Source organism: Nonomuraea lactucae, from assembly GCF_003313395.1.
GTDB classification, from domain to species: Bacteria; Actinomycetota; Actinomycetes; order Streptosporangiales; family Streptosporangiaceae; genus Nonomuraea; species Nonomuraea lactucae.
The window spans coordinates 1-10,056 of the sequence record NZ_QNFZ01000254.1 but is presented as its reverse complement, the minus strand read 5'-3'; the positions used below and the strand labels follow the sequence as shown (position 1 = coordinate 10,056).

The 10,056-nt window shown below is 73.3% G+C and carries 8 protein-coding genes; 4 read left to right on the top strand and 4 right to left on the bottom strand.

Going from position 1 to position 10,056, the window contains the following annotated elements:
• Positions 1 to 388 (bottom strand): glycosyltransferase family 2 protein (locus DQW85_RS16170; protein WP_162795034.1); only part of this gene is annotated, 388 nt, incomplete at its 3' end.
• Positions 389 to 586: 198 nt separating this feature from the next.
• Here DQW85_RS16170 and DQW85_RS16165 point away from each other — a divergent pair.
• From DQW85_RS16165 to DQW85_RS16150, 4 genes are all read left to right on the top strand, one after another.
• Positions 587 to 2,083: an ArnT family glycosyltransferase gene (locus tag DQW85_RS16165; protein ID WP_162795033.1), complete on the top strand. Its 1,497-nt coding sequence runs from the start codon at positions 587 to 589 to the stop codon at positions 2,081 to 2,083.
• Positions 2,084 to 2,218: 135 nt separating this feature from the next.
• Positions 2,219 to 3,598: a molybdopterin-dependent oxidoreductase gene (locus tag DQW85_RS16160; RefSeq protein ID WP_205315162.1), complete on the top strand. Its 1,380-nt coding sequence runs from the start codon at positions 2,219 to 2,221 to the stop codon at positions 3,596 to 3,598.
• Positions 3,599 to 3,602: 4 nt separating this feature from the next.
• A complete protein-coding gene (locus DQW85_RS16155) occupies positions 3,603 to 4,151 on the top strand; it encodes a hypothetical protein (RefSeq protein WP_205315161.1) in 549 nt (182 codons plus the stop codon).
• Positions 4,148 to 5,968, top strand: a complete 1,821-nt coding sequence (locus DQW85_RS16150; RefSeq protein WP_113701130.1) for a glycoside hydrolase family 15 protein — start codon at positions 4,148 to 4,150, stop codon at positions 5,966 to 5,968. Before DQW85_RS16155 ends, DQW85_RS16150 begins: the two co-directional genes overlap by 4 nt.
• 65 nt (positions 5,969 to 6,033) lie before the next feature.
• Here the strand turns inward: DQW85_RS16150 and DQW85_RS16145 are convergent, their stop codons facing one another.
• From DQW85_RS16145 to DQW85_RS16135, 3 genes are all read right to left on the bottom strand, one after another.
• Positions 6,034 to 6,945 (bottom strand): CHRD domain-containing protein, encoded by a 912-nt coding sequence (locus DQW85_RS16145; RefSeq protein WP_113701129.1) that lies wholly within the window; start codon positions 6,943 to 6,945, stop codon positions 6,034 to 6,036.
• Between the two features lie 123 nt (positions 6,946 to 7,068).
• Positions 7,069 to 8,919 carry a S9 family peptidase gene (locus DQW85_RS16140; protein ID WP_113701128.1) on the bottom strand — a complete coding sequence of 617 codons (1,851 nt, stop codon included), beginning with the start codon at positions 8,917 to 8,919 and terminating at the stop codon, positions 7,069 to 7,071.
• Positions 8,920 to 8,936: 17 nt separating this feature from the next.
• Positions 8,937 to 9,905 (bottom strand): ABC transporter ATP-binding protein, encoded by a 969-nt coding sequence (locus tag DQW85_RS16135; RefSeq protein ID WP_113701127.1) that lies wholly within the window; start codon positions 9,903 to 9,905, stop codon positions 8,937 to 8,939.
• Positions 9,906 to 10,056 lie beyond the last annotated feature (151 nt).

The following is a 10,056-nucleotide window of genomic DNA, read 5'->3' as shown; positions in this document are numbered from 1 at the left end:
CCCCGGCCAGTACGGCGTTCGCGAGCCGGGCGTGCACCGGCCAGGACGCGCCGGGGGACGGGACGCGCCGGCCGAGCACCAGGTCCGCCTCGCCGGCCAGGACCGGCCCGGACACCAGCGGCAGTTGCCGGGGGTCCAGCGAGGCGTCGGCGTCCATGAAGCACACGACGTCGGTGGTGGCCGCGGTCAGCCCCGCGTGGCAGGCCGCGCCGAACCCGGGCCGGGGCTCGGTCACCACGGTCGCGCCGAGCTCGGCGGCGACCCGGGCGGACGCGTCGGTCGAGCCGTTGTCGACCACGATCGGGTGGTAGCCGGCCGGCATCCGCCCCAGCACCCACGGCAGCGCCGCCTCCTCGTCGAGGCAGGGCAGCACCACATCGATCTCCATGGCGAGACGCTAGGGTCGCGGGACCGCTCGACCTGTCCCGGCCGGGCACCGCATTTCCGAGAAATGACCAGTTCGAGGCCCTAACGTCGGGGAGTTCGCCGTTAACGTCACCGGTGTGGCCGTTCACGTCGTCCCGTTCGCGCTTTGAGCGATCCGCCGCCCTTGAGCGATCCGCCGCCCTTGAGCGGTACGCCGCCCTTGAGCGGTACGTCGCGCGCTCGCCGGTCGCCCGTCGTGCTCGCGGCGGTGGCGGGACTCGTCGCGATGGGCGTGTGCGTGGGCACGGCCGCCTGGCGGATGGGCTATCCGTACGCTCTGGAGTGGCTCGAAGGCAGCTCCCTGGCCGAGGTGGACCGGTTGCTGACCGGCCGGCCGCTTTACGCGTCTCCGACGGTCGACTACGTGCCGGCCCCCTACCCGCCGCTGTACTTCGCGGCGTCGGCGGCGGTGGCCGGGGTGCTGGGGGTCTCCTATCTCCCGCTCCGGCTGGTCTCGCTCGTCGCGACCCTGGGCTGCTTCGTCGTCCTCGCCCGGCTGGTTCAGCGCGAGAGCGGGGACCTGGCCGCCGGGGTCGCGGCGGCCGGGCTCTACGCCGCGACCTACTTCGCCGCCGCCTCCTGGTTCGACTTCGCCCGGGTGGACTCGCTGTTCCTCTTCTTCAGCCTCGCCGGGCTGTACGCGGCCAGGTGGACGCGCCGCCCCGCGGGCGCGGTGGCGGCCGGGCTGCTGCTCGGGGCGGCCTTCCTCACCAAGCAGAGCGCGCTCGCCGAGGCGGTGGCGATCAGCGTGGCGGTGCTGTGCGGACGCCGGCGCCGGCTGGGGGCGGTGCTGGCGGTGACGTTCGCGGGCGTGGCCGCGCTGACCACGCTCGTCCTGAACGCGATGAGCCACGGCTGGTACGTGTTCTACGTCTTCGCGGTCCTCTCGCAGCACCCTCTGAAGCCCGCCGCGTTCGGCGGGTTCTGGACCTGGTACCTGCTGCCCGCGCTGGGCCTCGCGCTGGGAGCCGCCCTGCTCGCGGTGCGACGGGTGTCGCCGGTCGTCGGGCTGGGCTGCCTCGCGCTGGCCGTGGAGGGCTGTGCCGGCCTGGTGCACACGGGCGGCGCGGTGAACAACATGATCCCCGTCTACGCGAGCGTGGCGGTGCTCGCCGGCATCGGGATGGGCGGTTCGACGCCGAGCCTGCGGGGCGCGGTGGCCGGGGCGCTGGTCGTGGCGCAGATCGCGGTCCTGGCCGCCACCACCTTCGCCCCCGGCCGGATGGTCCCCGGCGTCGCGGACCGCCAGGTGGGTGACCGGCTCCGCGCGTGGCTGGCCGGGTTCGGCGGGCCGGTGGCGGTGCTCTCCGATCCGGGCCTGGCCATGCTGGCCGGGCTCCAGCCGGTGGCTCATCGGGCCGCCGCCGCTGACGTGCTGCGCGGCACCGACCGCGCCGCGCGGGCGCGGCTGGAGGAGAGCATCGCCCGGGCGGTGGCCGAACGGCGGTTCGCCGCGATCGTGGTCTCGCGCCGGGCGGATCTCCGCGGGTTCCCGAAGGACCTGGGACGGCACTACCATCGCTGCCCAGAGAAGCTACTGGCGAGCGTCCCGGACGGGGTGTTCCGGCCGGTCGGCGGGGCACCCCGGAGACCGTCGGCGTTGTGGCTTCCCGTGGGGCGGGGCTCCTGCTCGGAGGCCGTCCGCAGGCTCGGCTGACCGCTGGAGATCGACAACATACCGCTAAACTGCATAAAAGAGGCATTTCCGGCATAGCGTAATAAAACGCCCAGTACTCGCCCGCTCTTCAACGTGTTCCGGTGCGCGGCGGGCGTTGGTTTCGGGGTGATCCGGATGTCAGATCAGCCGTCCACAGGAGATGACCATCACGGCCACGAGCCCACCTCCCAGGCGGGCCCCGGAGCCGTACGGGCCGGACGCGACTCGCTCACCTGGCTGAACGAGCATCCGCCGCCGGGACCGTTCCGGCCGGAGTTCTGGCGCAGCCCGCTGCGCGGGCCGTGGCTGACCTCGATGCTCGGCCTGGTGCTGCTGTTCGGGATCACGATCCTCGCGATCACCGGACTGGTGTCGTACGCGGCCTACGATCCGCGGCTGCCGGGCAACGACACCACCCCCGACAGCGGCCTGCTGGCCTTCTACCTCTTCGACTGGCCGACACGGCCCGTCTGGCTCTACCGGTTCACGCAGGGTGTCCACGTGGTGCTGGGACTGACCTTGGTGCCGGTGCTGCTGGCCAAGCTGTGGTCGGTGATCCCGAAGCTGTTCGTGTGGCCGCCGGCCTGTTCCGTCGCCCAGGCCGTGGAGCGCGCCAGCCTGCTCCTCCTGGTCGGCGGCGCGGTGTTCGAGTTCGTCACCGGCATCATGAACATCCAGCTCTTCTACGCCTTCCCCTTCTCCTTCTACCCGGCCCACCTGTACGGGGCGTGGATCTTCCTCGCGGCGTTCGTGGTCCATGTCGCCTTCAAGCTGCCGAGAATGGTCCGGTCGCTGCGGTCGCGGAGCCTGTTCAGCGAGCTGCGGACCGGCCTGGACGCCACCCGGCCGGAACCACCCGACCCGGACGGTCTGGTCCCCGCCCGCCCGGCCGATCCGACCATGTCCCGCCGTGGCCTGCTCGGACTCGTCGGCGGCGCCTCCCTCATGACGTTCGGCCTGTCGGTCGGGCAGACCTTGGACGGGCCGCTGCGGCAGACGGCGCTGCTCGCCCCGCACGGACGCGACTACGGTCCGGGCCCCAACGACTTCCAGGTGAACAAGGCCGCGAGCGAGATCGGCATCGATCCGGCGGCGACCGGCCCGGCCTGGGGACTGGAGCTGGCCGGCCCGACTCCGGCGCGCCTCGACCGCGCGGAGTTGCTGGCGATGCCGCTGCACACCTACGTTCTGCCGATCGCCTGCGTGGAGGGCTGGTCGACCGAGCAGACGTGGACCGGTGTCCGGCTGGCCGACCTGGCGCGGCTGGCGGGAGCGGTGCCCGGCTCGTGGTACGTGGTCGTCCGCTCCCTGCAGCGCAGGGGCGCCTTCGGCCGGGCGGCGCTGAGCGCGGAGCAGGTGGCCGATCCCCGCTCCCTGCTCGCCCTGCGGGTCAACGGCGCCGATCTCTCTCTCGACCACGGCTTTCCCGCCCGGATCATCGTGCCGAACGCCCCCGGCGTCCACAACACGAAATGGGTCCGCAAGCTCACCTTCCGCCCGGCGCGCAGCGGGTGAGGACATGCCTTCCAAGATCGGTGACATGCGCCGCTGGACGGCCGCCCGGTACGGGGCCGCCCCGTGGCACCTGCTTGCGCTGCTCGCCTGTTTCGCCGTGGCCGGGTACGCCGCCGGTCGCGCCGCCGCCGCGGGCATCCTGATCGGGTTCCTGGTGTGGTTCGTCGGCGCCGCGATCGTTCACGACCTGGTGCTGTACCCGCTGTACTCGCTCACCGACGTCGCCGCGCGGCGCCGCCCGTGGCATCGAGGCCGTGCGCGGACCGGTCCCGCCGGCCGGGCGACCAACTACGTGCGCGTGCCCGCCGCGCTGTCCGGGCTGCTGCTGTTGATGTGGTTCCCGCTCATCCTGGGCCTGTCCGAGGACGGCTACCGCAGGTCCACGGGGCTGGACACGAGCCCGTACCTCGGCCGGTGGCTCCTCGTGACCGGCGTGCTCTTCGCCGGATCCGCCCTCGCCTACGTGATCCGGCACCGCTGGAAGCCGTACCGGGACCAGCGCCGGGAGTCGCACGGAGAGCGGCACCGAGAGCAGCGGGCGAGGCCACGTTGAGCACGCGGCCGATCAGCGACCACGCGCTGCTGGGGGACTGCCGGTCCGCGGCCCTCGTCACCTCGGACGGCTCGGTCGACTGGCTCTGCGCGCCGCGCTTCGACAGCCCGTCGATCTTCGCCAGGCTGCTCGACGAGAGCGCCGGACACTGGTCGATCCGCCCGGCCGGGACCACGGAGGTGACCCGAAGGTACCTGGAGGGCAGCCTGGTCCTTGAGACCACGTTCCACGGCCGGGACGGGACGGTGGTCCTGGTGGACGCCCTCGCGCTGGGCGGCAGGGAACGCGGCCACTCGATGGGCGTGTCCTCGCCCGGCGTCCTGCTGCGCGAGGCGACCTGTGTCGAGGGGCGCGTCCCCGTGGAGGTGTCGTACGCGCCGAGACCCGAGTTCGGGCTGGTCAAGCCGCTGATGCGAGCCGTCCGCGACGGTGTGGTCGCGCACGGCGGAGCTCACGTCCTCACCCTGTCCTCACCCGTCGACCTGCGGGTGAACGGCTCGGTCGCCGATGCCACCGTCACGCTCCGGGCCGGCGAACGCCTGGGCATGGCCCTGGAGGCCGGCTGGGCCTGGGGACCCCAACCGCCGCTCCGCAGCCGGCGTTACGTGCGCCGCCGGCTCAAGGACACCCTCACGGGCTGGCGTTCCTGGTCGGAACTGCACCAGGGATACCAGGGTCCCTGGCAGGACCAGGTCGGCCTGAGCGGCCGGGTGCTGCGAGCGCTGACCTTCGCCCCCACCGGCGCCATCGTCGCGGCGCCGACCACCTCCCTGCCCGAGACGGTCGGCGGCGAGCGGAACTGGGACTACCGCTACACCTGGGTCCGCGACGCCAGCTTCACCCTCCAGGCGCTGTCCACGTCGGCGTGCGAGCTGGAGGAGACCGCCTTCTTCGCCTTCCTCGCCCGCGCCTCTGCCACCCAGCTCGACCTCGGCATGGACCTCCAGATCATGTACGGCGTCGGCGGCGAACGGGACCTGAGCGAACGGCCGCTGACCCACCTGAGCGGCTGGCGGAGCAGTGCCCCCGTGCGCGTCGGCAACGACGCCTGGCTGCAGCGCCAGACCGACGTCTACGGCGAGCTGCTCGACGCGGCCCACCAGATGTGCCGCGACTCCGGCACGCTCGACGCGCTCACCCGTTCCTTCCTGACCGGCGTGGCCGACGCGGCCGCCCGCCGCTGGCCGGAGCCAGACCAGAGCCTCTGGGAGATCCGGGGCCCCGACCGGCACTTCCTGCACTCGAAGCTGATGTGCTGGGTGGGCCTGGACCGGGCGATCGCCCTGGCGCCCCGGCTCGGGGCCACCGCCCGCGTCGGCGAGTGGACGCGCGCCCGCGAGGAGGTCCGGACCGCGATCATGACCCGGGGCTGGAACGAGGACGTGGGCGCCTTCACGCAGGCGTTCGCCGCCCCCGATCTGGACGCGGCCGTGCTGATGATGCCGATGGTCGGGTTCCTGCCCGGCGACCATCCCCGCGTGCGGGCCACGGTGCGGGCCGTGGCGGAGCACCTGACCGACGCGCGCGGCCTGCTGCACCGCTACCGCGCCGCCGACGGACTCCCCGGTGAGGAGGGCACCTTCCTGCTGTGCACGTTCTGGCTGGCCCACGCCCTGGCGCTGGCGGGCGAGGACGCCCTGGCGAGGAAGGCGTTCCGGACCGCGGCCTCGTACGCCAACGACGTCGGGCTGCTCGCGGAGGAGGTGGACACCCTGACGGGCGAGCCCATCGGGAACTTCCCGCAGGCCTTCAGCCACATCGGCCTGATCAACGCCGCCCGGGCCATCGGCGACACGGCACCGCCTCCGGCCGACTGACCGGAGGCGGACCGTGGTGGTCGCGCACGCGCGCGCCGGCCTGAGAGCGGAGCCGGCCGGGCGCTCTACCAGTGGCCCCTGTGGAGCTGGCCGCGCACCGCGCCACCGGGGAACTCGCCGGTGTGCAGGTTGACGTACCACTTCTTGGGCCGGTGCGCGATCCCCGCGGCGGTCTCGGCGGACGTGCCCGCGCTGCCGGCGACGCCGTTGATCCCGTCCGGCAGGCCGCCGGAGGCCGCGAAGAGGTCGACCGCGATCGGGCCGTTGACGCCCTTCCTGCCCCGGTGGATGTGGCCGTTGGTGGGCGCGGCGATCCGCTTCCAGGCGGTGGCGAAGTTCACCCTGGTGCCGTGCACCCAGACCAGCCACCCCGCGCGACCGTCCTCGTCGCCGACCTTCTGCCCGGCGGCGGGCACCTCCTGCTCGCCGTCGGCCGCCGCCGAGAGCGTGTGCCCCGACCCGTGCGCCAGGACCGACTCGAGCGCCACCGGGCGGATCCGGTGCAGCTGGGCGCGCACGGCGCCGCCGGGGAACTCGCCGGTGTGCAGGTTGGCGTACCACTTGGCGGGGTTGCGCTTGATCCCGTCGAGCAGGGCGGAGTCGTTGACCGTGACGGTGCCCTTGACCGCGGTGAGCGAGCCGGGCAGGGCCTGGCCGAAGAACGGGATCTTGACCTCGCCGTTCTGGCCTGCCCTGCCCTTGTGGATGTGGAAGGCGGTCGGCGCGGCCACGCGACGCCACCTGATGGCGTAGTCGACCTGGCTGCCGCGGATGCGGAACACGGCGATCGCGCTGCCGTCCCTGTCGCCGACCTTCTGCCCCGGCGCGGGCACCTCGTTCTCGCCGACGAGACTGGCCGCCAGGTAGACGGCGGGGGTCGACTGCGTGGCGGCCTGCGCCGCGGCCGGTGCGAGGGAGGTGGCGGTCAGGGCGGTGGCGAGTGCCAGGCCGGAAATGGTGAGGATGCGCTTGGACATGATGACCCTTTCAGTGCCTCATGGTGATTACGCCCTCTTGTTCGTCGGCCGCATGGCCCCTGGATCAACGCCGGAATGTGCACTATTACGCATTGACCCAGGCTGCGGCGATGATCACGTCCTTCACGGCCGGTCTCCAGGGGGTGGTGCAACGGGGCCGGTGGCCCAGCGCTCGCCGCGCAGTGCCGTCCGTACGAGGTCCAGCATGCGCCGCTGGTCGTGGACGTCCTTGTCTCTGCCGCTGGTTTCGTGGCCGCCGGCGAACCAGTCGAGGACGACGTCGCCGCCGCGGCGTTCGAGTGCCTGCGCGTACCGGTGGACCTGGCGCGGGGGGCAGCGGGTGTCGTGGGTGGCGTGCTTGATCCAGACGGGGGCCCGGACGTCGCCCACGTACGTGATGGGGGAGGCTCGCCGGTAGGCGCCGGGGACCTGCTCGGGGGTGCCGCCGATGAAGGAGCGCCACGCGCCTCGCAGGGCGGGGTTCATGTCGTCGTAGGCGGTCAGCCAGTCGGCCATCGGCACGAACGCCATGGCGCCGGCGAACAGGTGGGGCAGCCGGCCGGCCGAGAGCAGGGACAGGTAGCCGCCGTAGGAGACGCCGCTGACGAAGACCTGGTCTCCGGCGGCCACCCCTTCGGCGACCAGCCAGCCGACCGCGGCCTCGATGTCCTCTAGCTCGCTGTCGCCGATCGGGTTCTGGAACCCTTCGCGGAAGTCGCGTCCGAAGGTGACCGAGCCGCGGTAGTTGAGCGCGGCGTAGCCGATGCCCTCGGCGACCCAGGACTGGGCCCGGGGGTTGTACCTGTCGACGACGGCCATGTTGGGGCCGCCGTGCAGCCAGAGGACCAGCGGGCCGGGCGTGGTGCGCTCGGGTGGCGTGCACGTCCACAGTTGCAGGGCGGTCCCGTCGGCGGAGCGGACGGTGCGTGAGGTGGCCGGTACGGCGGCGGGGACGGCGGCGGGGCCGCGCAGCGTGGTGGTGTGGCCGGTGCGGTCGACGCCGAGGACGGTCAGGGGGAGGTCGAAGCGCTGGCGCAGCAGCCGGATCCCGTCGGAGCCGTACTGTGAGGCCCAGATGTTCAGGTGCGCCGTGGCGACGTCCGGCTCGAAGTAGGCGCCCGGCGCGTGCTCGACGGGGAATGACTCGCCGGTGGCGGTGTCCATTTCGAGCAGCCGGTGGACACCGCCGTCCACGTGCGCCAGCAGGACGCGCTCGGCGTCGTCGGACCAGTCCAGCGGGACGACGTCGCCCGCCAGGTGCGGGGCGTCAGCGTCCACGCGGCTGCCGTCGAGGGGGTTCCAGACGCAGGGGCGGGCGAACCCGGTCCGCTCGGTGGAGACGAGCAGGCGCGGGTCGCCGGGCACGGGGGAGAAGCGCACGGCGCGGACGGGGCCGTCGGGGCCGTCGGACAGGGTGGTCACGGTCTTGCCGGTGGCGGTGTCGACGACCGTGACGGCGAAGCGGCGGACGTTCGGGTTGTGATCGGTGGCGTCGATGCTCGCCAGCGTCCCGTCGGCGGAGATCAGGCCGTTCCACGCCTCGTTCGCCGAGTCGAACAGCCGCCTGGGCGGATCGCCGTCCGCGACCAGCCAGAGGCTGAACCCGTCCTCGGCCACGGCGGTCAGCACCACCCGGTCCCCCTCCCGGGCGACGTCGATCCCGCGCAGCGTGTACGGCGGCAGGCCGGGTGTCAGGTCGCGCACCTCGCCCGATGTGAGGCAGGTGGCCATGACGTGGCCCATCTCGGAGTCGTTGTCGGCATGGTGGCTGAGGACGGCGTCGCCGGCGGCGTTCAGCACGGCGTCACTGCCGACCTCGCCCTCCACCGGGCGGGTCACTCCCGCCGGCACGTCCCACACCGACAGCCGGGAGCCGTCGGGGCCCTCGTCCACCGACAGGACGAGGTCTCGCGGGCCGCGGCCCCGGCGCAGGGAGACGCACTGGCGGGCGGCGTAGAAGTCTTGCCACGACATGGCGCTCGGTACCTCTCTCAGATGTCCATGGGGTAGTGGCAGGCGACCCGGTGGCCCGTGCCGACCTCGGTCAGGGCGGGCGGCTCGGTGGCGCAGCGGTCCCGCGCCTTCCAGCAGCGGGTGCGGAAGCGGCAGCCCGACGGCGGGGACATCGGGCTCGGCGCGTCGCCGCTCAGCACGATCCGGGTGCGCGCCCGCTCGGCCTTCGGGTCGGGGACCGGGATGGCGGACAGCAGGGCGTGCGTGTAGGGGTGGGCGGGCGAGTCGTACAGCGCGTCCACCGGCGCCCGCTCGACGATCTGGCCCAGGTACATGACGGCGACCTCGTCGCTGATGTGCCGCACCACCGACAGGTCGTGGGCGATGAACACGTACGTCAGGCCGAACTCCTCCTGCAGGTCCTGCAGCAGGTTGAGCACGCCGGCCTGCACGCTGACGTCGAGGGCGCTGACCGGTTCGTCGAGGACCAGGATGTCCGGTTCGACGGCGAGGGCGCGGGCGATGCCGATCCGCTGCCGCTGCCCGCCGGAGAACTGGCTGGGGAAGCGTCCCGTGTGCCCGGGGTCGAGGCCCACCAGGTCGAGCAGCTCGCGTACCCGCTCCTCGCGGCGTCCGGCGTGCAGCCCGTGGATGCGCAGCGGCTCGCGGAGCGCGGCGCGCACGCTCAGGCGCGGGTTCAGCGACGCGTACGGGTCCTGGAAGACGAGCTGGATGCGGCGCCGCAGGCGGGCCAGCGTCCGGCGGCGCGCCGTGGCGATGTCCGTGCCGTCGACCAGCACCCGCCCCTGGGCCGGCCTCACCAGCCCCACCAGGCAGCGCGCCAGCGTGCTCTTGCCGCAGCCGGTCTCCCCGACCAGGCCGAGCGTGCTGCCGCGGGGCACGGCGAAGCCGACGCCGGACACGGCCCGGACCACGGCGCCGGCACCACCCGCCGTCAGCCGGTACTCCGCGACCAGGTCGGTCACTTCCAGTGGTGAGGTGCTCATCCGCGCATGCTCTCGATCTCGTGCGTTCGCACGCACGCCGTGGTGTGCCGGTCGCCGACCTCCAGCTCGGGCTGGCCGCCCGCGCCGCAGACGGCCGGTCGGGCGTGCCGGCAGCGGGGCTGGAAGGCGCACCCGGCCGGCCGGTCGGCCG